This window comes from Candidatus Nanopelagicus limnes (assembly GCF_002287885.2).
GTDB classification, from domain to species: Bacteria; Actinomycetota; Actinomycetes; order Nanopelagicales; family Nanopelagicaceae; genus Nanopelagicus; species Nanopelagicus limnae.
The window spans coordinates 316,865-339,158 of the sequence record NZ_CP016768.2; the positions used below are offsets into that span (position 1 = coordinate 316,865).

Genomic DNA, 22,294 nt, shown 5'->3' on the forward strand with positions numbered 1-22,294 from the left:
AGCCCCTTTAGTAAGCGCCCTTACCTTTAAATACCGCTCCAACTGTGGCGATAATGATCCAAAGATCTCTGGTAAAGCTCCAGTTAATTAAATAATTTAAATCAAGAGCAACGCTAGTGCGTAGATCCAGATCAGATCTGCCAGAAATCTGCCAAGGCCCAGTAATGCCTGGCTTTGCGATTAAGCGCCTCTCATAAATTGAACTATAAACACTTACCTCACTTGGTAGAGCAGGACGTGGTCCAACCACAGACATAGAGTTGTTTAGTACATTTAAAAACTGTGGAAGTTCATCTAATGAGTACTTACGCAAGATACGTCCTACCGGGGTAATACGGGGATCCACCGGGTTCTTAAACAACACATGAGATGAGCCATGCACATTCTCAACCTCGGCAAGCTTCTTATCCGCACCCTTAATCATGGAGCGAAACTTATAAAACTTAAAGGACTTACCATTTAAACCAATGCGCTTTTGTGAGTAAAAAATAGGTCGACCGCTTGTGATCAGCACTGCAATAGAAATGACTAGGAAGAGTGGACTTAAGAGAATCAAAATCACAACGGCAAAGACTAAGTCAAAGGTGCGCTTAATTGCTCTAGAGATGAGTGAGATCTCAGATTTTTCAAAGGTTAAAAATGGAATACCTTCTTGCGGGGAGGGGATAAGCCAGTAGCCAAGGTTTCCTGAATCTAGTGGAATCCAGTTAACATGAATATCTAAATCCTCACAGTAATGAATAAATTTAGAGAAGTTTGGATCAGATTCCATTCCAGGCAAAAGCAGAACTTCAGTAATTTTGTTATGGCGCAGCAGGCGATCAAAATCCTCCACCCACTTTAAGGTTATTTCTGGGCAGACTAAGCGAGCTGAAATTGTGAAGCCAAGTGAGCGGTTTTTAATTAACCAATCACTGTGAGCTTCTAGATCCTTCTTCTGCCTGCCAACAATCATCATCTTGGAGGTGACCTTCTTTTTCATGATCATGGGGCGCAGCGCTAACCAATAAATCATGATGCGAACAATAAATAAATAGATCAATCCACTTCCTAGCATTACTAGGAAGAGGGATCGAGAAAAGGAAGCCTTTAATATAAAGGAGATGAAACCTAGGAAGAAAAAGAAGGTGAAGGATCGTTTAATAATCATTCGCAGGTTAAAGACCACAAGGGTTGCGTGATTGAATCGGTAGGTACCAGTTGCAATTAATGTGCCAACCCAGGCAATAATTAAGAGGCTTAAAATTCCACGGTACTCAAACTGTGCAATCGCTGGAACGCCATCAATGGAGTCCTGAGCATCTGGAAACCTAAAGTTATAGGCGGTAATCGCCGAGAACGCTATCGCTATTGCATCGGGAATTAACATCAAAGCCAAAATCACAACCTGTTGCGGGTTGGCATTTTCCTTTACTCGCTGAATCAATGGCTTCTTCATAATTGAGCTCCCTTTTGATTTGTATCGATTACAAAGAGTAGAACTGTTTTATTATCCACCCGAGACAGAGACCAGCTTTTAGCAAATGTATTAAATAGAATTGAACCTAAACCCCGTGAATTTGTATCACTCTCAAGGTGTCCATTATCCATAATATTCACCTGCAAATCCTTCCCGCTAAATGTTGCAGAAATAGAGATCTCATTAGCGCCCCCGTGACGAATTGAGTTGACTACACCCTCAGTAATCAACTGGGAAACAATCTGGCTATATTCCTTCATACTCTCAAGATCTACTGGCAACTCATAACTTATTTTTGCCATCCCTGCCCAAGAGGTAGATAACTCACTAACTTGTGCTGCCGGAGTTTTTATCATGGCAGGCACATATGGGTGAGAGATTTTTTCCATTCGCTCAAGAATTTGCTGGGTAACCTCAGGGGGAAACAAATCAAAGTTACTTTCAGCGGCTTTTAATAGTAGGAGTTTGCAGGCAATCAACTGTGATTGAACCTCGGCATGAAGATACTGCGCAAACTGCGCATCTGAATTATCAGAACGAGTTCTATCAACAAGATTTGCCAACTCACCACGATTGATAATCTCCTTAAGGTAATCAAAAGCAAAATCTTGACCCTCCCGAAGGCTAATTACGAAAGTGGCAATTATGTAGAGTGATACTTGTGTAATCATGCTTACGATATAACCCTGCACAATTGATTCAAGAGATTCAGGTGATGCCATTGGAATTTTAGATTGGAAGATATAAGTAACTGGATAAGCGATAAAAACTACGCCGGCTAAGAATGCTAAATTATACTTGGTTAGTTTACTTACAGGATTTTTTCGATATACCAACCAGTTAATGACCAGAGTCAAAAAAACCCAAAAGGATTGAATAATTAGAGTGCCGAGCAAACCAATACGATTGGTTTGGGTGATAATTGAAAATGGTATAGAGAAAATAATTACGGTAACTACTGGAATTCTGTTGCTATCTAGGCAAGAGCGAATTACTGAGAATATTCCAGCACGCACCCAAGTTAGCTGTCCATCGCGCCAACGCGATTTAGATAAGGGCCTGATATGTTGATTAATCAAAGCATCGATGTCATCTGATGCTTTAACGATATCTTCTCTGCCGGGGGAGCTTCCCACCAAAGCAACGATTTTTTCCTGCAGTATTCCAATAATTCTAGTTAATTCATGTGATGATTCCTTGGCAGCAGATGGAGTTCCCAGTAGTTGCTTTTCTAAAATTTCATTAAGAATTTCTTTTACTCTGCTACGAAATTTTGACCCGTGCTCAAGAATAATCGAACCAATCATATTCCAGTAAAACACAGCAACTGCTGAATTTGTCACACGGGCTAGGAATGATTGTTCATCTTGCATGTCAAAGATTGGCGGCAGAATTGAAATCAAAATTCCACGAACTATGCCCATCATAAAAATAAGAATTACCTGCTCAGTAAAAGTTTTTCCACTCCTGCCATAGATTACAAAAGGAAACATAGCAAAATGGGCGATGATTCCAATCAGCAACCAGGTTGAGATATCCCTTAAACTATCAACATTGTATTGACCAAAGAATATTGGCAGCAGAACTGAAATCGGTAAAAACCACCAAAAAACTGATGAGGTTAGTAATTGTTTTGGCTGTATTTTAAATAAGCCTGCAGCGTAAAAATTTGAGGGCAGCCTGTTCATGGCTTCACCTCCTTCATAATCTTTAAAGCGTTCAAACTTTCTTTAAGTAACTCACTAGCGTCTGAAAGCAGTTCAGTTTTTCGTTTTTGGTCAATTGATTCCATCGTACCCATCAAGTGTAGAGCCATACTCACGCCAGATATTTTGCCTTGCAAAGTTCCAAATTGACTCTCAGTAATTGATTGCTCCAATTCAAGATTTTGCAAGTGTAAAAGCTCAACGTTTTTCTCCAATTGAGCGCCAGATTCAATTAAGTTTTTAAAGCTTCCCTGCACAAGAACCAACATAGTTGCGATAACCGAGGCAATGTATAGGCCATAAGTTGTTTTAATCGCTGAGTACCAGGGTGCGTAAGGGTTATCTAGTACTAAGAGAAGTTTAGGTTGAATTACGTTATAAACCGCCTGCAAAACAAATGCACCCATATATGCAAAGAAGTAGGCAGCTGATTTAAAACGCATATTCCTTTTTACTATCTGTGCAAGTGGGAAAATATAAGCTGTGACAATCACAGCGCCTACAAATCCAGCTTTAACTCCCTCAATGCCATTACGTGAATACTGACCTGAAAAACTTCCTAAGAGCAGAGTTATAAAGGTTATACGAACAGATAAGGTTCTTGGTAATAGCGCACTCCAGTAAGAGTAAGAATCTTGATCTTTATCTGGTCGGGGATTTACGAGTTGCTGATTTTTAAGATTTCCTTTTTGAGATTGAAGTGAGTTTGCTACCGCCACGCTCTGTTCATAGAGAGTTTTAAGGCTCCTTGAATCCGTTTGATTTTGTGGGTCTTTAAGTAATTCATTTATGCCATCTTGTAGAGAATTTATCTGGGGCAGGATTTGGTTTTGAAAGACCTGCTGGGCAACAACTTTTTGTCGCTCCTCAGCCTCAATGAGGTTTTCTTGATCAGTTTGTAAGATCTGATCTAGGGAGTTTAAAGCCTTTATCTCAATTCGCTTTCGCTCAATGGAGCCAAAGAAAAATGCTACTAGGGCCATAGCCAAGCCGGTATAGGTCATTGATGGGAATATGCGGTTTAAGAAATCAAATTCGTAGCCAAAGTTCCAGTTTGCATTACATGCTGTAAAAAAGCCTCGAACAAAACCGGCGCCAAACCAAACAATAAGGCAGCGCCAAAGTGGTTGAAGCCGCTGGTAGCGATTTCCTAACAACACTGTCTGCATTATGAATATATACAAAGCGCAAACTAGTTCACCACCAACTGCAATGACTACCGCCTCAGTAATCGAAGTTCTGTTAAATGATTGTTCACGTTCAATAGAGGTTAGAAAGCCAAACGGCATAACAATGGGAGTGTATGTGCGAATTGATACCGCCCAACGTCCAGTTGCGGCGTAGCGAAATCTTTGCAGGGCAAATTTCACTTAATTACAACTTTTCCTTGTTGCCACATTCTTACCGCTAAAACACGTGGATTAAAATCCTCATCATTTTTTATACCCATGCTGGCAAAGGTTCGTTGCACCAGAGTTTCTGCAGCACGCAGAGACGTCCCACGTTTTTTTGCAATAGCAGAGTTTGTATATCCTTCAGATAGCATCAGTAAAATCTCACCCTGCGTAGCGCTAATAAGTATTCGGTCATTTTCCACAACAGGCTTAACAGATTCAAAGGCAAGATTAGAGATGGAGTTTTCAACTGCTGTAACTAGATCTGAGATTGATCCAAGCGCTGACTTAACTAAGTAGGTTACGCCAGCAGGTAGTGCCATCCCATTTGGAACAGCCAGCGCGGGTGAGGCGTGTGAGGTTAAGACCACCTTGCCAACCCACGGGTGCTCTTTTTCGATGTAGTTCAAAAGATCTGCTCCACTTGGTCCGGTAATACCAAAGTTTAAATCCGTGATTACTGCATGTGGATCAAAGCTACCTATTTTGGCAATCGCATCTGCCACATTTGTTACAGCCTCAACTTGGAAATCAGCACTGGTTAGTACCTCGCGCAGAAGATTAAGCGTGAACTCCTCATCCTCAGCCACAAGTACACGGGCCTTAAATCCAGTAGACATGACTCTCCAATTGGCTAGGTCTTAAGTTTAGGCGCTGGAAAGCAGAAAATATGTGCTTGCTATCGGTTTTTACTGATTTTGAATCAGATCATCAATCCATTCAAGAAACTTCTCACGCCCTTCAGCAGAATCTGAGCAAGCAGAAGTTAGTGTATTAGATAGCAACTTGTAAATCAAAAAAGTGGATGAACTTTATGCCCATGGCTGAATTGGACTAAAAACCACTTCTCAAATTCAACACTGACTGCAACTACAAAAACATCAAGCCAAAAAAATGAGAATCACGATATACCTCCTACTGGAATCAAATCAGAGTTCCAAAATTTGGGACTAAAACTAATTTCAATGGTTATCTAAGATACAACTTTTGCGTTACTCGCCGAAACTCAGAAGCAAATCTAAGAAATCGCAATTTAATCCTTTAAACACAAGATATATATGTCGGGTTTTGTTACTTCAACAAGACTGTAATATTTTCTGAAGATAGATATTACCCAAAACTTTGAACTTAATTTAGTTTGAAATCCTTTTAACTAAGGTCGAACTACTAAGAGCGCGATCATAACAGTTGATGACATAAACACAGGAGAAGAGAGAACTTATGATAAAACCCAACTCTCCAAAAAAGTATGTTCCAATCAACTGAATCCCCAATGTTATAACCCACGTAAGCGTTCGTAATCTTAGGAATTTACTAAACGGCATCGCGTGCAAGTTAAGAACTGCAATTCTGGAATGAATAAAAAAAGTAACACTTGAAATACATGTTCCTAAAATTAACCAAGTATCAAATTTGATATTATTGAGTGTAATAAACGAGTAAAAAACTGAAAAAATAAAACAGCTCACGGCTAAAGAAAAAAAAGCCAAAAAGTTAATACTTCTTTGTTCCTTTTCGGTCGACTGCTTATTCACCAACTTTATTGTATAATAATTGTTTAGAGTAATGTAAAGCGAACTCGCAGAATTAACAATCCAAGCAGTGAATAGTCTAATCTCTCCAGACAGAAGCGGATTGAACTGGAATAAAACTAAATTATAAAAGTAGAAAAGTAAATGATTTGACAATGATTCGACCGTAATGGATTTTCTTGAAACAAATTGAAATTTGCCCAAATCTTCTTGATTATACCTGCCTAAAATCTTGTAGTACCTTAGAAAGAGAATTAGTAAATAGAAAAAAAGCGAGTAAAGCCAGAAATTTAGGGCTGATTCATCTTCTAGATTCAATGAAACTAACATTAAGTAAGTCAATAAAATGGATAAAAAAAGATTTACGCTCATAAATTGGAGTCTCTGGTAAAGAATCTGGATTTGCCTGAAATTATCCACCAAAATAACTTCTACTGAAATAATTACCAAATGCCTAGTAGTTTCCGTATCAGTTCTTGTGAAGAAGCACGATAATAGGATCACAATTATTACAAATGGAGACGCAGCCAGTGTTCTCACACAGACGACTTTCAAAATGCGTTCGAGCTTGATGTCATCTATAGGAAACTTGCTTTGAGTAAACTCCCCTGAGATCATATTTCGAGATATGGAGATAGCGGCATAAAGCGCTGTGATGTTAACGCCTATGGAGGCGACCTGAAGTATAGAAATATCACTGTATATATTTACTACAATCAAAAAGTTAAAGAGCGAAAATAATGCTTGCTCAACTAGCAATGCAAAATTCTTGCGGCTAATAAAGTGTTTCAATGCTCTAGATTTCTATTATTTATTACCGAGTCAAAAAGATCATTCACTTGTTGAATCCACTTACTTTCGGAGAATTCTGATTTCCACATGCTTATTGAATTCTTTGAGAACTGAGCTCTATTGCGGGCAATCATGCTAACTGCGTCAGCAATTGCCTCCATCCTAAAATTCTTCAATGTGATCCCACATTCGTATTCATCAATAAAATCAGAGGTTGAGTTCACTTCCCAGCCAATTATTGGTAAACCTGCTGCGGAATATTCAAGGAATGTAGTTGGTATCCCTTCAACTCCAAAGCTGGGAACAAATCCTCCAGTATAATTTGGAAGTAAATCCAATAATGTTTCGCGATCCAGATCCCCTTTTAAATTAAGATTTGTTTTGTTTGCACAGATAACTTCGAGTTGAGCTCTAGCTGGACCATCTCCATAAATGTCTAGCTGAATTGAGTCCGGGACATTCTTTGCCAGAGCAAGAATTCCCTTTTCTGCTGTGAGCCTTCCAACAAATACCCATTTATCTGAGAGGAATGTGGGCATGACATCATTGGAATCAACAAAATTTGGAATTATACTCATACTCTTTGATTTAAGAGATGTCTGTAAAAATAGATTTCTCGCTTTTGGTGACAGAGCAACCCAATGATCAAGCTCACTTCTTTCTGGAAGATCTCGATTCATTTTTAATCTTAAATACGTGGAAACGGTTTTAAGAATAGACCCATCGGCGCATTTTCTAATTAGTGACTTATATGAAACACTTTGAGCGCAGATTAAGCATTCTTGATTCTGAAAAATAAAAGTTGAAGCGAGACAAAAAAAACGATAATTGTGTAGCCAGTAAATTCGTGGGATTTCCTTTTTTCTTATCCATCTTGAGCTGAAACCTGGATACAAATTATGGATGAGGATTATGTCAGGTTCAAATTCTTTAATTTGCCTCCACGGGCTTTGGCCCATATTGAAAGCCCAAGTGAATCCTACTTTCAGCTTTTCAAGCCTACTGTTCAAAGTTTGATTGGAATATCTTCCAATCAAGGTAACAGTATGGCCGTGTTTTCTAAGAGCTCTCACATGGGCCTCAACGACAGTGTTTTCTCCACTAGCAGCGCCATTCTTGTAGAAATGATGCACAATAACTATTTTCATTGCGTCTCGATCACAATTTTTTTTCGTAGAATTATCAAAAGGAAGCCCCAGGACTTGATAAAATAGCGCTTGAAAAGTCTCCGAGGTTCTTGACTGAATCGGAATAGCCATTCCAAGCCCATTTTTTGAATGACTTCGGGAGCCTCTTTTTTTGTTCCAGCTAGAAAATCTAAAGCTGCGCCGACACAGATTATATATGCGCCTTTTTTGGTGTTATACAACTCTTGGGCTAAGAAATCTTGCTTTGGAGTCCCTACCCCAACCCAAATGTAATCAAATTTTCGGGAGCTCATTTTGTTTAATATCTCGTTGTTCAAAACTTCGATATCGTCAGAAAACGGTGGTACTAAAAAATCACACTCTAAACGTGGATAAAATTGATCAATTACTTTCTTTAGTTGAAAAGAATTGTCATTATTTGGGCATATAAACAAATGAACAATTCCATTTGGCGAAGTGGAGAGAATTGATTTCATAAGATCAATGCCTCGAATTTGAAAAATATTGATTCGAAGCAATTTACTTAATGAGACCTGCAACAGCTTTCCATCAACAAAATTATAATCAGACTTTGCTAGTAAACTGAAATAGTGACTATTACTATTTGCCAATGCTAAATTGTAGGTATTTAGCAAATGGACAACTTTGCTTTCGTTTGAACTCAGTACACCCATTCTTGACTGAACCGAAGTTTGCGAAATGCTTAGAATTTTGATTACTTTGACGTTAGTCATCTTTTGATAAATCCAATAACTTGCCTCCGCCTAGAAAGAAGCTGAATGGTAATATCCCAAAGGGTGATTCCATTACAACACCGAACAAAGCAATAATGTATATAACGATTAGTATATTGGCTGGGAAATCGAATACTTGTAGTCGAGCTCTTTGAGCACGGATGTATGAAAAGCAGATCAAATGCCACATAATGAGGCCTAGGTATCCGAATCGCCCAAAGTTTCCATAGAACCAAGAGTGAGGAGACCTAACATCTCGCGCACCTGATAAAAAAACATATGCTTTGGATTCTAGAACCATTTCTCTACCGGGCCCAGCGCCAAGAAATTCCAACTGATTTTGGTATATCCATCCAGTGAGCAATTTTTGCGACTCAATTCTCGCATTTGCAGTTCCTGAATTCCTGGTGTCCTGTATCAATTTACCTGGCGAGAATAAGTTTTCTATTCCGATTCGACTCAGAGCGCTCTTCTGAGGCAACATGGGAGCTACAAGAGTTAAAATAGGAATTGCAACGATGGATAGAGCTAAGCATGCGTTCAGAAAACTTGTTTTTTGAAAAGGGTCAATTTTCTTTCTTGATTTTGCAACAAAATAGATTGACAACAGAACAAAAAAAAGACCGACATAACTTGCTCGACTGTACTGCAGAAGTATGCTTGACAGCAGAAATAACCTAACAAGTGTATTGTCTCTCAATTTGGCTCTCGGAAATGAGCCCCAAAGAAGTAATCCAATGCAGAGAGAGATTCCTGAGTGATCCCACCGTGCACTGAAAATCGGCACTCCTGAAAATTGCTGGAGAGCAGAAAATTCTTTCAAAATTCCAAGCAAAACTAGATCAGTCCAAATTGCGCCGAATAAAGTGGCATAACGCGCAACTTTTATTGTTCGGATCCAAGCAGTTTCTGGGAATTTCCTAATGATTACAGGCGTTGCTATTAGGTATAAGAAGGGAACTAAATCGCGAAGGCGCGTGATCAGGGGCAAGTTCAAGTTTCTGAATATCTGAAAAGAAATAAAAAGCGTCAGTATGAATGTTATAAGGATGGTATTTTTCGAATTAAAACTTTTTTTCTGAAATATCACTATCCCAAGCAGCCCAAAGAAATAGAATAAATCGACTAAAAATAAATTATAATTTGGAAACCCTATATATGAAATCCATCTACCACCAAACAGCGAAAGAGACACAGCTAGAATTATTAAATTTTCTGAAGTAACAGTGAATCTCTGCGAATGAATATCTTCATTTAACACCTCTTTTGTCATGATTGATTATCCAAAGAGTTCATTATCCGTTCCCAATTTAGAAATTTTGAAAACTCTTGATAATTGGAAATGTATCGAGTGTTATGTTGCTGTGGTGTCAACTCCCCAATGTAATTGATGCCCTCGATAACATCTTCCACTGACAAGCTTGTTACGTAGGCCATATTCGAAATTTGCACTACACGCCCAATCTGCATTTGTGTTGATATAAGTGTTGGTACACCCATCAAAATCGCATCTATTGGGCTTCGCCCGTAACTTTCCCATCGAGAAATATGCAAGAAGCCTCGGGCGTGCTTCATAAGTCGGTACAACTCAGTAGAGTTCAAATTTCCGAGTAGTACAACTTCCTCTTCTAGCCCCAATTTACGCAAAAGATTTTGCAGCTCAATAACGCCACCATTGTAATCTGGACCAGCTAGCAGTAACTTCTCACTTCTGCCTGCTAGTTTCCAACAAGTTACTAGTAAGTCTAAACCCTTGAAATTGAGATCAATGCGACCGGCATATAAGAAATAATCCCCATCTCCCACCCAGCTTTTATTCAACTGACTGGTCACATCTATTCCGGTGGGTGCGATTGCTATTTTTGCTGACTTGCATATCTCGGAAACATATTTCGCTTCACCTTCAAAGTATAAGTGAACAAAATAGGCATTCTTAATTACAAATTTTTCAAGAAAAATACGTAACTTAAGCCATTTTAATGTCTTTACAATTTGCGGTTCGTAGACGCCATGCGGCATCAATGCATAAGGAATATTGTGGATAAAACAATATGCTGCAACTACAAAATTGGATAATGTCCACCCTTCATGCAGATAAACTAGTGAACTCTTTTTTTTCAAAAATTGGAATTCAATAGGAATTGAGAAAACCCTGTGATTAAGAAAATGTCTTATAGGCACCTTGGATCCAATGTCCCCAAGTGGATTTAGCCCGTTCTGCATGTAAGCTGATATCAAATTTGGTATTCCGTAATCAGAAAAAACTTTCATCCAATCAGCATTAGTTGAACTCACGCCACCTGTTGTGAAACTTCCTGGGCGAGCATAGTAGGAAATTAAGGTCCCATTTTCAGATTTCAGGCGAGCAAAGATTGAAGGCCTTGGCGACATGTTTCACCATATCAGATAAAATAAAATGTAGGGTAGAGTCTCGATTAACGCTTAGGGGACATAGGCCTATGAAAGAGAACTGTATAAAGGCAGCTGGCTTCCTTCTAAGCCTAATCAACTTTCGCCTGTACTATAGATTTTGTTCGTTAATGGTTCGGAAAATGACAGGTGAACGTGTTGTATCAGTATCAAATTTCGCAATTAAATTTGAAAAAAATGATCCATACTGGTCACAGTTAATATCTAAACATTTCAAGTATGAATTAGAATTAGAAACTTGGCTAAGAAATGAGTGCTCAGCTGACGATTTCTTTGTGGACTGTGGCGCAAATATTGGATATTGGTCTTTATTTGTATCGAAGGAACTTAATGTAAAGACTTTTGTGGCCATCGAGCCAAACCCAAGAGTCTTTCAACTTTTAATTGAAAATTTGAGACTAAACAATATCCCAGAATTTGCACTGGAAGGCGCTGTTGGAGATCTGAGTCAAGGAGATTCAACAACAAGTCTTTATCTTGACCTGAGCCCAGGCATGCATGTCGGTGCTTCAATTTATCAAGAAAATTCTTCTAGTATGGAAATCTTTCAAGTTCCATTAATTCAACTTTTGAATGTATTTGAGCCAGCGATTAAGAATAATCAAAATATCTTACTCAAACTTGATGTTGAAGGAGCAGAGATATCTTGCATTAACCAAATTCCCAATTCAATTAGGAGCCGCGTCCGTATAATCTATGAAGATCATGGGAGAGATCTGGAGTGTTTAACAACAAAATGGCTTTTGTCCACAAAGGCGTACAAAATATATTTTCTTCAACGCTCAGGTTCATTAGAAATAAACTCAATTGACACTCTGGCTTATTTGAAAAAGCGAACGAATAAAGGCTATAACCTAGTAGCCGTACCTATGTAGTTTTTCCTGAGAGCTGGAACTGATTTTAAGTTAGATATGACCAACATTTAGATATATTTGTCTAGGCTTGAACCCGAAATCATTTAAAAGTGGGTTGTGAGGGACTCGAACCCCCGACCCGGTGATTAAGAGTCACCTGCTCTACCAACTGAGCTAACAACCCGGCTCTTTGCTACTGGCCGACCCTATCAGCACTTTAATGGTGGGGTTACTCTCATTTAATGACTACTTCGCCTGCCCGATTAAGGTTTTTTCAGGTTAATCATTTAGATTAGGTCTATGACAACGACGTCAGGTGTTTCTGCCTTTGCTGAGGTTAATGAGTTAGTCGCCCAAGCCGGTTCGGTCTTAAATTTAAAAAAAGGTTTAGTAGATGCAATTAGCGCTTGTGAGCGCGAGGTAACAATATCTATTCCACTACATCGAGATAGTGGCATTGAAGTTTTAACTGGTTACCGTGTGCAGCACTCAAGTGCAAGAGGACCAAGAAAAGGTGGAATTAGATTTCACCAAGATGTTGATATTGATGAGGTTAGAGCGCTTGCTTCCTTAATGACTTGGAAGACCGCACTTATTGATGTGCCATTTGGTGGCGGCAAAGGTGGAGTAGCAGTTGATTCAACAAAGTTAACACCTCTTGAAAAAGAGGAGGTAATCAGAAGGTGGACTAGAACCTTGATAAATGTTTTAGGACCAAACCGAGATATTCCTGCCCCTGATTTAGGAACAGATGCGCAAACTATGGCTTGGCTAATGGATGAGTTTCATAGAATCGAAGGATTTCAACCTGCTTGTGTTACCGGTAAACCAGTTGGTTTATTTGGAGCACCTGGTAGGGAGGAGGCAACAGGCCGTGGTGTTGCCCAAATAACTGCAGCCACCTTGCAACAAAATAATAAAAAGGTAGAAGGTGCCACCGTTGCAATTCAAGGCTTTGGAAATGTTGGCAGGTATGCAGCCCTTGTCTGCCAAGAGCTTGGCATGAAGGTAATAGCACTCTCTGATATGTCTGGTGGCATAGTGGATAAAAAAGGCATTGATATTAAAGCGATCTTTGATGTGAAGAGTTTGGCGGATGTGAAAAGTGATAACCGGATTGGCTCAGCTGAAGTACTTGAGATTGAGTGTGATGTTTTAATTCCAGCAGCCTTAGGTAATGTAATTAATGACTCTAATGTGGACAAGATAAAGGCAGCATTTATTGTCGAAGGTGCTAACCAGCCAATTATGACCAGTGCCGATAAGAAGCTGCGGGCAAATAAGATTGTGATCGTGCCTGATATCTTGGCAAATAGTGGTGGTGTGATGGGCTCCTACTTTGAGTGGACCCAAAATATTCAACAATTTTCCTGGCCAAAAGAGAAGTTTCGAGCTGAGCTTGATGTGAGAATGCAAACTGCTTTTGTAAATGTAAATGAGACCGCTAAAAAGTATAAGACTGATCTACGCTCTGCAGCCTTTATTGTTTCTGTTGCCCGAGTAGCAGAGGCCTTTAGTGTTAGAGGATCTTTAGTTTAAAAGCTTTCAATTAATAATGTGGGGTGAGCGACGGGGCTCGAACCCGCGACATCCCGGACCACAACCGGGTGCTCTACCAGCTGAGCTACGCCCACCATGTTTATTGCTTGGCTAATGATACGGCAAAATTCCTTAACCTTTTTTCAACCATTATTTACGCATATCTTATTAGGGAATAAAGATTGCGCTGCGGTAGTAATCAAGCTCTGCAATGGAATCCCTGATATCACCTAACGCCCGATGGTTGCCATCTTTGGCAGGGGCTGCAAAGTAGGTTTTTGGATGCCACCTTCTTGCTAACTCTTTGATGGTTGAAACATCAATAGTTCGATAATGCAGGTAGGCATTTAACTTTGGTAGATCTCTGGCAATAAAGGCGCGATCAACATAGACAGAGTTTCCAGCCAATGGGGATTTGCCCTCACTTGGTGCGTACTTTTTTAAGTAGGTAATAATCGCATCATCCGCCGCTGCAAGTGTGGTGCCATTTGGGATCTGCGTAATCAGGCCAGAGCTGGTGTGCATGTTTTTAACAAAATCATCCATGCCATCTAACTTGGATTGCTCACATTTGATTACTAAATCAACACCTTCACCCAACACATTAAGTTGGGCATCAGTTACTAAAACAGCGATCTCAACCAAGGCATCTTTATTGATATCTAGCCCGGTCATCTCACAATCGACCCAGATTAGGTGTGGCAGATCTTGGCTCATAGGTGATTAGCCTATTGGGTTGATCTGGCCAAATAGTTCACCGTTAGTTCACCTTAGTTTTACCCGATAGCCCCATAAATAAGTGGGGTAAATAGCAGGATTGCCACGTGAGCCTGAGCATGCAAGAGAAAAAAACCATTCCAGCCCCAAGGGTAATCACCACCAAGCCGCGTTTTACCGACAAGGTTTTTCGAGGTGTTGTAACTAGCGGTGGATTAATTGCCGGCTTACTTCTTGGCTTAATTGGATTCTTTTTAGTCTTTAATGGTTTTGAAGCGATGCGTGCTGCCGGTCTTTCATTTCTTACTGGCTTTGATTGGGTGGATGCAATTCCAGAGGAAGGCCAAGCGGCCTCTTATGGAATTGGCGCGATGCTATACGGAACTATTGTTACTGGAATTTTGGCGATGATTATGGGCGTACCAGTTGCAGTTGGTACCGCGTTGTTCCTTTCTTATTACGCACCGGAGTGGATTAAAAAACCAATGGTGGTGGTCGTTGATGTAATGGCAGCAATTCCATCAATTGTTTATGGTTTATGGGGATACTTTGTTTTAATGCCCCATGCTGAGTACTGGGCAAAGTTAATTCATAAGTACTTTGGCTTCATTCCATTTTTTGATATGCCAGCGCCAGTCTTTACCAGATCACCTTTTATTGCAGGACTAGTTCTTGCCATCATGATTATTCCAATTGTTACTGCCGTATCACGCGAGGTATTTGCCCAAACACCATTGGAGCGAATTCAAGCAGCTTACGCTCTCGGTGCTACTAAGTGGTCGATGATTAAAGCGGTTGTATTCCCGTATGGCAGAGGCGGCGTTATTGGTGGAGCGATGTTGGGATTGGGAAGAGCATTAGGTGAAACAGTTGCCGTTTACACAGTTTTGAATTTAGTTTATGACATAAGAATTGAAGTTTTGCTAAGCGCCGGCGGCTCTGTTGCCTCCATGATTGTTAATAAGTTTGGTGAGGCAGATCCAGTTGAGCTTCAGGCATTAATGGGCGCAGGCTTTGTGCTCTTTATGGTGACCTTATTAGTTAACTTCTTAGCTAATTACATTATTAATAAGACAGCTAGGGAGTAGAAAGATGAGCCAAACTACCCTTAATGTGAAGCCTGAGCACCCATGGAAGTTAACCCCAAAGGATTTAGTAACAGATTTACTTGGCGCACTTTTTACATTACTTAGCACCTTAGCAATTGTTGGCTTCTCACCCCTTAAGGGCAAGTTAGGTTTTGCCCTCACCTTAATTGTGATGGCAATTGTTACTGCAACCGTTATGAGTTGGATTAGATTAGATCGAAAAGCAGCCGTTAACTCCTCAACTACGGTCTTGGTCTATATCGCAGCCTCATTTGTAATCATGGCGCTAGCTTCTGTGCTTTATGAAATTATCAGATTAGGCGCTCCTGGTTTTTCTCTCTCAATATTTACTAAAGATATGTCAGAGACAGCTTCTGATATGCCACTTACAGAGGGTGGCTTACTACACGCAGTAATTGGCACCGCCTACATCGTCATCTTTGCCACATTAATTGCCACACCAATTGGAATCCTGACCGCGCTATATATTGTTGAGGTTAAGGGCAGATTTGCTGGAACAGTAAGATTTTTTGTGCAGGCAATGAGTGGTGTGCCATCTATTGTGGCTGGCTTGTTTATCTTTGCATTTTGGATGATTCAATTAGGAAATTCCTACTCAGGAATTGCTGGCGGATTTGCTTTGACGGTATTGATGATTCCAACTGTGGCAAGAACAGCAGAGGAGGTTTTAAAATTAATCCCGCAAGATCTTCGTGAGGCAGGACTTGCTTTAGGTGCTACCCAATGGCGAACAGTTGCGATGGTGGTTATTCCAGCAGCCCGTAGCGGATTAATTACTGCAGTTATCTTAGGAATTGCACGAGTTGTCGGTGAGACTGCGCCTTTGTTGTTAACTATTGGTGGCGCGGATGCGATTAATTTAAATCCAACCGCTGGCAACATGTCAGCTTTTCCATACTATGTCTGGAAGAACCTACTTATCGGCAGTGAGAATGCGATTAGTAGAGCCTGGCTTGGTGTCTTTGTATTGATGATTTTAGTTCTAATATTTTTTGCTCTAGCTAGATACTTTGGCGCAGCAAAGGGAAGTAGAAAATGAGTAATCAAAATGAATCAGGCAATCGAGAGGATAATATGAGCCAAATGACCGGAAAGCAGACAACTGCAAAGAGTACTTCTGCACCATCGGGGGGTTCTCGCTCACTTGGTGATGTGGCCTCAGCACGAACAGTTAATGCTGGTAAGCCTAACTCCGGCGGTAGTGGCCTTGAGGCAAGAGGAGTACATGCCTGGTTTGGTAAGAAACATGTTTTAGAAGATATCTCAATGGATTTTGCAACTGGAACAGTTACGGCATTAATTGGTCCATCTGGTTGTGGAAAATCTACATTTATCCGCACCTTAAACCGAATGCATGAATTTATTCCAACTGCTGCCCTTGCTGGTCAGGTATTACTAGATGGCAAGGATGTTTATGAGCCAGGAGTTGATGTAACAAAGATTCGTCTTAAGGTAGGAATGGTTTTCCAAAAACCAAACCCATTTCCATCAATGACTATCAAAGAGAATGTTTTGTCAGGCTTGAAGTTATCTCAAATCAAAATTGAAAACTCAGATGAGTTACTTGAGAGCTGTTTAAGAAGAGCTGGATTGTGGGATGAGGTTAAGGATCGACTTAATGAATATGGTGGCTCCCTTTCTGGTGGTCAACAACAACGCCTATGTATTGCCCGATCCCTTGCAGTTAGCCCACAGGTTTTACTAATGGATGAACCATGTTCTGCGCTAGATCCAGGATCAACTCTTCGAATTGAAGAGACAATTCGTGAGTTAGCAAACACCATGAGCGTTGTAATTGTTACCCACAATATGCAACAAGCTGCCCGCGTATCTGATTACACCGGCTTTTTCCTATCCGATGGCGGACCTGGTCGATTGGTGGAGAGTGCAACTACGGTTGAGATCTTTACTAATCCAAAGCAGAAGCGCACTGAGGATTATGTCTCTGGCAGATTTGGTTAATTTCTAGACACCAATTGTTAACTTAATTTACACATTTAGTTCACCAGAAAAACCTTGGTAATTACCCTTGCTTAACTAGGTTTGCCCCAACAACCTAGGCCAAGGAGGCTTTATGAAGTTTCGCAAGAAAATTGCAGTGGCAGCACTTGCCACATCAGCATTAATTCTTACCTCAGTTCCAGCACATGCTGGTTCAATCAATGGCAGCGGTGCAACATTTGCACAGCCACTAATTGATGTTTGTAAAGTAGAGTTCACAAAAGCTACCGGACACACAATTAATTACACCGCTGGTGGTTCTGGTAAAGGACGAACAGATTTCACTAACAACCTAGTTGATTTCGCAGCCTCAGATGCTGTTTACACCTCAGGTTTCCCCGCTCACTTAGAGTACGCACCAGTTTATGCAGCTCCAATCGCAATTTTTTATAACCTACCAACAGTAAAAGAGCCGATCAATATCAGTGCTGAAACTCTTGCACAGATCTTCGGTGGCGAAATTACAAAGTGGAATGATCCTCGAATCATTGAAGAAAACCAGAATGTCACAATCAAGACACCTGTTTACAAGACTAAAAAAGAGGTAGTAACAGTTGGTGGCAAGAAGGTTACTAAGACTGTTCCGGTACTAGATAAAAATGGTAATCCAACAGTACTTCGCACCACTTCTAAGACTGTAAATATCACTCTTCCAAACCAAGCAATCACCGTTTACTACCGAACAGATTCATCTGGAACATCAGAGCAATTTGGTAAGTTCTTACAAGGTGCTAATGCTGGAAAGAATGCAGGAGTTTGGCCAAAGACAGCGAGTGGAACATTTGCTAACTCAACACCAAATAACATCGCAAACTCATTTAACTTCCAAGGTGCATCAGGTTCAGCTTTAGTTGCAGCTGGTGTTAAGGGCAAGATTGGCGGAATTGGTTACGGTGAACTTTCTTGGGCAACTGATAACAAACTTCCAGTAGCAAGCATTAAAAATGCCGCTGGTGAATTCGTTGCACCATCAGCTGCTGGTACCTCTGCCTTCTTAGGTGGCGGCACAATTCAAGCAAACGGTAGCTTGGTTGCAGATTATGTAAAGGCAATCACTGGCGCATACTCAATTGGAACAGCTTCCTACGGTTTGGTATACCCAGAGTCAGCTAAAAAAGATCCAGAAAAACAAAAGATCGTAGCTGAATGGCACACCTATCTGTTAGAGCAATGCCCTAAGAAGTTCCCTGAGAAGGGTTATGTGGCACTAACCGGACCTTTGTATGACAAAGCAAAGGCACAGATTGCCAAGATCAAGTAATTAACTAACGTAAAACAAAACCCCCGCACATCCTAGAGTGCGGGGGTTTTTTACATTTATTGATCAGGACTTAATCTGATTTGAGCATGAAAGTAGATTTAAGAAATCATTTAGGGTAGATTTACTTTTGTAGCTGTAACGAACCACAGATTGCTAGATAAAGATCTGCGTTATGGGTGTGGACTCCGGAGGACCCGGGCCACTTAATAATACGCAAAGGGGTGGAATCCGGTTTACACCGGAGTCAGCCCATGCCAGCGATAAATCCAATTGTTTTAAACTCATTAGCAGATCTACAACCATCTTTGTATTGGTTAGATGCTGATCCATTAGAGCCAAGCTCTCACTCTGCCTTAACCAGTGATATTCAAACTGATCTTTGCATTATTGGCGCCGGCTACACCGGACTTTGGACGGCGCTCCTTGCAAAGGAGCGAGAACCAAACCGAGAGGTAGTAATTATTGAGATGCGTGAGACTGGCAATGGGGCCTCAGGTAGAAATGGTGGATTTTGTAACGCATCTTTAACCCACGGTTTTGTTAATGGTTACACCCGCTTTCCTGATGAGATGGCGATAATTGAAAAGTTGGGGAGAGAAAATCTTGATGCGATGGAAGAGACAATAAAGAGATACAAGATTGATTGTGATTTTGAAAGAAATGGTGAGCTGCGTATGGCAGTTGCCCCATGGCAGATGGCTGGTTTAAAAGAAGAGGCGATTGCTAGGAATAAAACTGGAGATCATGTTGAGGTATTAGATAGGGATCAAGTTAGAGCATTAGTTAACTCACCGATTTATGAAGGCGCACTCTTTGATCATGATGGAACTGCGCTAGTTGATCCAGCCAGATTAGTTTGGGGACTTGAGAAGGCTTGTTTATCACTTGGAGTAAAGATCTATGAAAACTCTAAAGTGGATGAGTTAATAGATGATGGTGATCATGTTGTGGTTAAGAGCGCTTATGGATCTATAAGGGCTAAGAAGGTAGCCCTTGCCACAAATGTTTACACGCCCCTGATTAAGAGTGTTAAAAAATATGTAATTGCAGTTTATGACTTTCAATTAGTAACTCAGCCGTTAACTGCTGAGCAATTAGAAAGTATTGGTTGGAAAGGCCGGGAAGGACTCTCTGATGCTGGGTATCAATTCCATTACTACCGGTTAACTAAAGAGAATGAGATTTTATGGGGTGGTTATGATGCGGTTTATAACTATGCAGGAAAGGTTCGCCAGGAGTATGAAACACGTCCTGAAACCTATGCAAAGCTTGCAACTAACTTCTTTAAAACCTTTCCGCAGTTAGCTGGAATAAAATTCACCCATGGTTGGGGTGGGGCAATTGATACCTGCTCAAGATTTTCACCCTTTTGGGGACAAGCATTTGATGACAAGGTGGCATACGTTCTTGGCTATACCGGCTTAGGGGTAGCAACAACAAGATTTGGTGCATCAGTAATGCTTGATTTACTAGATGGTGTTGAAAGTGAAGCAACGCAATTATCGATGGTTAAACACAAACCAATTCCATTTCCACCAGAACCATTTAGATTCTTATTTATCAGACTTACTCAATGGGCGATAACTAGAGCAGATAAGAATGGCGGTAAGCGTAATCTTTGGCTACGCCTACTTGATCGACTTGGATTGGGCTTTGATTCTTAAATTAAGTGTTAGGAGATACTTACTTTCGCTTACTTGATCCATCTTTTGCGATTAGTAAGATTATCAAGATGGCAACTGCGGTAAGGATTGCTTCCATTGGTAAATTTTATCCTTAACCTGCTGCTTCAAACCAAATACTTGGCTTTGCTTCAAAAGCGCGCCTGGCAGGAATCGAACCTGCGACCTACTGCTTAGAAGGCAGTTGCTCTATCCGACTGAGCTACAGGCGCATTATTTGAACGGGGTAAGTCTACCGATCACAACAGGTAAGGTTTGACCCTATGGCTGAGTTTATTTACACGATGAAAAAGGCGCGCAAAGCGCATGGCGACAAAGTAATTCTTGATGATGTCACCTTGATGTTTTTACCCGGCGCCAAGATTGGTGTGCTCGGTCCTAATGGAGCTGGTAAATCAACAGTTCTGCAAATCATGGCAGGGCTGCAACAACCATCAAATGGTGAGGCTTATTTATCTCCTGGTTACTCAGTTGGAATCTTGTTGCAAGAGCCGCCACTAAATGAGGATAAAAATGTTTTAGAAAATGTCCAAGAAGGCGTAGCAGAGACAATTGGATTGTTAACTAGATTTAATGCAATCAGTGAAGAGATGGCAAATCCGGAAGCTGATTATGACAAATTATTAGCTGAGATGGGCACCTTGCAAGAGCAGTTAGATCATCGAAATGCGTGGGATTTAGATTCACAATTAGAACAAGCAATGGACGCACTTCGCTGTCCACCACCTGAAGCTGATGTGAAGGTCTTATCAGGAGGTGAGAGGCGCCGCGTTGCATTATGTAAATTGCTATTACAAAAGCCAGATCTATTACTTCTTGATGAGCCAACAAATCATTTAGACGCCGAATCTGTGCTTTGGCTTGAACAACATTTAAGTAAGTATGAAGGAACTGTGGTGGCAATTACCCACGATAGATACTTCTTAGACAATGTTGCCCAATGGATCTTGGAGTTAGATCGAGGTCGTGCTTATCCATATGAAGGAAATTACACAACCTATTTAGAGACTAAAGAAGCTCGTATGAAGATTGAAGGACAAAAAGATGTTAAGCGGGCAAAGAGATTAAAAGAAGAGCTTGAGTGGGTAAGAATGAATGCCAAGGGCAGACAGACAAAATCTAAAGCTCGTCTTGCTCGTTATGAAGAGATGGCGGCTGAGGCTGATAAAACACGTAAGTTAGATTTTGAAGAGTTACAAATTCCACCAGGTCCAAGGCTTGGCGACATTGTGGTGGAGAGTAAGAATCTAGTAAAAGGTTTTGATGATCGTATTTTAATTGATGACCTTTCATTCACGCTTCCCCGCAATGGAATCGTGGGAATTATTGGACCTAACGGTGCTGGAAAAACTACATTGTTTAAAACTATTTTGGGTATGGAAAAAGCAGACTCAGGTGAGGTCAAAGTTGGCGAGACGGTAAAGATTTCCTACGTTGATCAGTCCCGTGGCGGGATTGATCCAAAGAAATCACTTTGGGAAGTTGTCTCTGATGGTCTTGATTACATAAAGGTTGGCAATGTTGAAATGCCAAGTAGGGCATATGTTTCTGCCTTTGGCTTTAAAGGTCCTGATCAACAAAAACCTGCTGGAGTTTTATCAGGTGGCGAGCGAAATAGATTAAATCTGGCGCTAACACTTAAGCAGGGTGGAAATTTATTACTTCTTGATGAGCCAACAAATGATTTAGATATTGAAACTCTTACCTCACTTGAGAACGCTCTCCTTGATTTTCCAGGGTGCGCTGTGGTTATTTCCCACGATCGTTGGTTTCTAGATCGTATTGCAACCCATATTTTGGCTTATGAAGGTGAATCAAAGTGGTTCTGGTTTGAAGGAAACTTTGAAAGTTATGAGGAGAATAAGATCGCACGCCTTGGTATTGATGCAGCTCGTCCGCATCGTGCTACCTACCGTAAGTTAACTAGATAGGTAGG

General features: G+C 40.6%; 17 protein-coding genes and 3 tRNA genes. 8 read left to right on the forward strand and 12 right to left on the reverse strand.

All coding sequences use genetic code 11. The features are described from left to right. Positions 1 to 7 precede the first annotated feature (7 nt). The 8 genes from B1s21122_RS01605 to B1s21122_RS01645 all read right to left on the reverse strand — a co-directional run bounded on the left by B1s21122_RS01605 (position 8) and on the right by B1s21122_RS01645 (position 11,156). The gene (locus B1s21122_RS01605; protein ID WP_150131926.1) at positions 8 to 1,438 is read right to left on the reverse strand and encodes a sugar transferase; all 1,431 of its coding nucleotides are present in this window, start codon (positions 1,436 to 1,438) and stop codon (positions 8 to 10) included. Continuing rightward, on the reverse strand, positions 1,435 to 3,147 hold the full coding sequence (locus B1s21122_RS01610; protein WP_095680955.1) for a hypothetical protein: 1,713 nt from the start codon (positions 3,145 to 3,147) through the stop codon (positions 1,435 to 1,437). Before B1s21122_RS01610 ends, B1s21122_RS01605 begins: the two co-directional genes overlap by 4 nt. After that, positions 3,144 to 4,535, reverse strand: a complete 1,392-nt coding sequence (locus tag B1s21122_RS01615) for a hypothetical protein (RefSeq protein ID WP_095680954.1) — start codon at positions 4,533 to 4,535, stop codon at positions 3,144 to 3,146. Before B1s21122_RS01615 ends, B1s21122_RS01610 begins: the two co-directional genes overlap by 4 nt. Beyond that, positions 4,532 to 5,179 (reverse strand): response regulator, encoded by a 648-nt coding sequence (locus tag B1s21122_RS01620; protein WP_095680953.1) that lies wholly within the window; start codon positions 5,177 to 5,179, stop codon positions 4,532 to 4,534. Before B1s21122_RS01620 ends, B1s21122_RS01615 begins: the two co-directional genes overlap by 4 nt. Before the next feature lie 1,700 nt (positions 5,180 to 6,879). Next, entirely contained in the window at positions 6,880 to 8,031 is a 1,152-nt protein-coding gene (locus tag B1s21122_RS01630) for a glycosyltransferase family 4 protein (protein ID WP_190278574.1), read from the reverse strand. Beyond that, positions 8,028 to 8,642: a WecB/TagA/CpsF family glycosyltransferase gene (locus B1s21122_RS01635; protein ID WP_190278575.1), complete on the reverse strand. Its 615-nt coding sequence runs from the start codon at positions 8,640 to 8,642 to the stop codon at positions 8,028 to 8,030. Before B1s21122_RS01635 ends, B1s21122_RS01630 begins: the two co-directional genes overlap by 4 nt. Before the next feature lie 115 nt (positions 8,643 to 8,757). Next, positions 8,758 to 10,038 carry an O-antigen ligase family protein gene (locus B1s21122_RS01640; protein WP_095680949.1) on the reverse strand — a complete coding sequence of 427 codons (1,281 nt, stop codon included), beginning with the start codon at positions 10,036 to 10,038 and terminating at the stop codon, positions 8,758 to 8,760. Beyond that, on the reverse strand, positions 10,035 to 11,156 hold the full coding sequence (locus B1s21122_RS01645) for a glycosyltransferase (RefSeq protein ID WP_095680948.1): 1,122 nt from the start codon (positions 11,154 to 11,156) through the stop codon (positions 10,035 to 10,037). Before B1s21122_RS01645 ends, B1s21122_RS01640 begins: the two co-directional genes overlap by 4 nt. A 161-nt stretch (positions 11,157 to 11,317) precedes the next feature. On the opposite strand from B1s21122_RS01645, the gene B1s21122_RS01650 reads away from it, so the two are divergent. Beyond that, the gene (locus B1s21122_RS01650; protein ID WP_190278576.1) at positions 11,318 to 12,070 is read left to right on the forward strand and encodes an FkbM family methyltransferase; all 753 of its coding nucleotides are present in this window, start codon (positions 11,318 to 11,320) and stop codon (positions 12,068 to 12,070) included. A 90-nt stretch (positions 12,071 to 12,160) separates the two neighbouring features. Here the strand turns inward: B1s21122_RS01650 and B1s21122_RS01655 are convergent. Beyond that, positions 12,161 to 12,233: transfer RNA gene (locus tag B1s21122_RS01655), tRNA-Lys, on the reverse strand. A gap of 116 nt (positions 12,234 to 12,349) precedes the next feature. Here B1s21122_RS01655 and B1s21122_RS01660 point away from each other — a divergent pair. Further along, positions 12,350 to 13,588: a Glu/Leu/Phe/Val family dehydrogenase gene (locus B1s21122_RS01660; RefSeq protein ID WP_095680946.1), complete on the forward strand. Its 1,239-nt coding sequence runs from the start codon at positions 12,350 to 12,352 to the stop codon at positions 13,586 to 13,588. A 19-nt stretch (positions 13,589 to 13,607) separates the two neighbouring features. Here B1s21122_RS01660 and B1s21122_RS01665 read toward each other — a convergent pair. Beyond that, a tRNA-His gene (locus B1s21122_RS01665) sits at positions 13,608 to 13,683 on the reverse strand. A 73-nt stretch (positions 13,684 to 13,756) separates the two neighbouring features. Continuing rightward, positions 13,757 to 14,305 (reverse strand): oligoribonuclease, encoded by a 549-nt coding sequence (gene orn / locus B1s21122_RS01670; protein ID WP_095680945.1) that lies wholly within the window; start codon positions 14,303 to 14,305, stop codon positions 13,757 to 13,759. A gap of 119 nt (positions 14,306 to 14,424) precedes the next feature. Here orn and pstC point away from each other — a divergent pair, with 119 nt between their 5' ends. The 5 genes from pstC to B1s21122_RS01695 all read left to right on the forward strand — a co-directional run bounded on the left by pstC (position 14,425) and on the right by B1s21122_RS01695 (position 20,340). Continuing rightward, positions 14,425 to 15,393 carry a phosphate ABC transporter permease subunit PstC gene (pstC, locus tag B1s21122_RS01675; RefSeq protein WP_095680944.1) on the forward strand — a complete coding sequence of 323 codons (969 nt, stop codon included), beginning with the start codon at positions 14,425 to 14,427 and terminating at the stop codon, positions 15,391 to 15,393. A gap of 4 nt (positions 15,394 to 15,397) precedes the next feature. Continuing rightward, positions 15,398 to 16,453, forward strand: a complete 1,056-nt coding sequence (gene pstA / locus B1s21122_RS01680) for a phosphate ABC transporter permease PstA (protein ID WP_095680943.1) — start codon at positions 15,398 to 15,400, stop codon at positions 16,451 to 16,453. A gap of 44 nt (positions 16,454 to 16,497) precedes the next feature. Beyond that, positions 16,498 to 17,376, forward strand: coding sequence for a phosphate ABC transporter ATP-binding protein PstB (gene pstB / locus B1s21122_RS01685; RefSeq protein WP_420021993.1), 879 nt, complete (start codon positions 16,498 to 16,500; stop codon positions 17,374 to 17,376). Positions 17,377 to 17,488: 112 nt separating this feature from the next. After that, a complete protein-coding gene (locus B1s21122_RS01690) occupies positions 17,489 to 18,676 on the forward strand; it encodes a substrate-binding domain-containing protein (protein WP_095680942.1) in 1,188 nt (395 codons plus the stop codon). Between the two features lie 251 nt (positions 18,677 to 18,927). Next, positions 18,928 to 20,340: an NAD(P)/FAD-dependent oxidoreductase gene (locus tag B1s21122_RS01695; protein ID WP_095680941.1), complete on the forward strand. Its 1,413-nt coding sequence runs from the start codon at positions 18,928 to 18,930 to the stop codon at positions 20,338 to 20,340. A 156-nt stretch (positions 20,341 to 20,496) separates the two neighbouring features. Here B1s21122_RS01695 and B1s21122_RS01700 read toward each other — a convergent pair. Next, positions 20,497 to 20,570: transfer RNA gene (locus B1s21122_RS01700), tRNA-Arg, on the reverse strand. 51 nt (positions 20,571 to 20,621) lie between these two features. On the opposite strand from B1s21122_RS01700, the gene ettA reads away from it, so the two are divergent. Beyond that, on the forward strand, positions 20,622 to 22,289 hold the full coding sequence (gene ettA / locus B1s21122_RS01705) for an energy-dependent translational throttle protein EttA (RefSeq protein ID WP_095680940.1): 1,668 nt from the start codon (positions 20,622 to 20,624) through the stop codon (positions 22,287 to 22,289). Positions 22,290 to 22,294 lie beyond the last annotated feature (5 nt).

Coding starts and splice junctions, on each gene's coding strand:
- B1s21122_RS01695 (WP_095680941.1), top strand. CDS start 18,928: ATGCCAGCGATAAATCCAATTGTTTTAAACTCATTAGCAGATCTACAA.
- B1s21122_RS01610 (WP_095680955.1), bottom strand. CDS start 3,147: ATGAACAGGCTGCCCTCAAATTTTTACGCTGCAGGCTTATTTAAAATA.
- B1s21122_RS01620 (WP_095680953.1), bottom strand. CDS start 5,179: ATGTCTACTGGATTTAAGGCCCGTGTACTTGTGGCTGAGGATGAGGAG.
- B1s21122_RS01645 (WP_095680948.1), bottom strand. CDS start 11,156: ATGTCGCCAAGGCCTTCAATCTTTGCTCGCCTGAAATCTGAAAATGGG.
- B1s21122_RS01640 (WP_095680949.1), bottom strand. CDS start 10,038: ATGACAAAAGAGGTGTTAAATGAAGATATTCATTCGCAGAGATTCACT.
- pstA (WP_095680943.1), top strand. CDS start 15,398: ATGAGCCAAACTACCCTTAATGTGAAGCCTGAGCACCCATGGAAGTTA.
- B1s21122_RS01630 (WP_190278574.1), bottom strand. CDS start 8,031: ATGAAAATAGTTATTGTGCATCATTTCTACAAGAATGGCGCTGCTAGT.
- ettA (WP_095680940.1), top strand. CDS start 20,622: ATGGCTGAGTTTATTTACACGATGAAAAAGGCGCGCAAAGCGCATGGC.
- B1s21122_RS01650 (WP_190278576.1), top strand. CDS start 11,318: ATGACAGGTGAACGTGTTGTATCAGTATCAAATTTCGCAATTAAATTT.
- orn (WP_095680945.1), bottom strand. CDS start 14,305: ATGAGCCAAGATCTGCCACACCTAATCTGGGTCGATTGTGAGATGACC.
- B1s21122_RS01690 (WP_095680942.1), top strand. CDS start 17,489: ATGAAGTTTCGCAAGAAAATTGCAGTGGCAGCACTTGCCACATCAGCA.
- pstC (WP_095680944.1), top strand. CDS start 14,425: ATGCAAGAGAAAAAAACCATTCCAGCCCCAAGGGTAATCACCACCAAG.
- pstB (WP_420021993.1), top strand. CDS start 16,498: ATGACCGGAAAGCAGACAACTGCAAAGAGTACTTCTGCACCATCGGGG.
- B1s21122_RS01605 (WP_150131926.1), bottom strand. CDS start 1,438: ATGAAGAAGCCATTGATTCAGCGAGTAAAGGAAAATGCCAACCCGCAA.
- B1s21122_RS01660 (WP_095680946.1), top strand. CDS start 12,350: ATGACAACGACGTCAGGTGTTTCTGCCTTTGCTGAGGTTAATGAGTTA.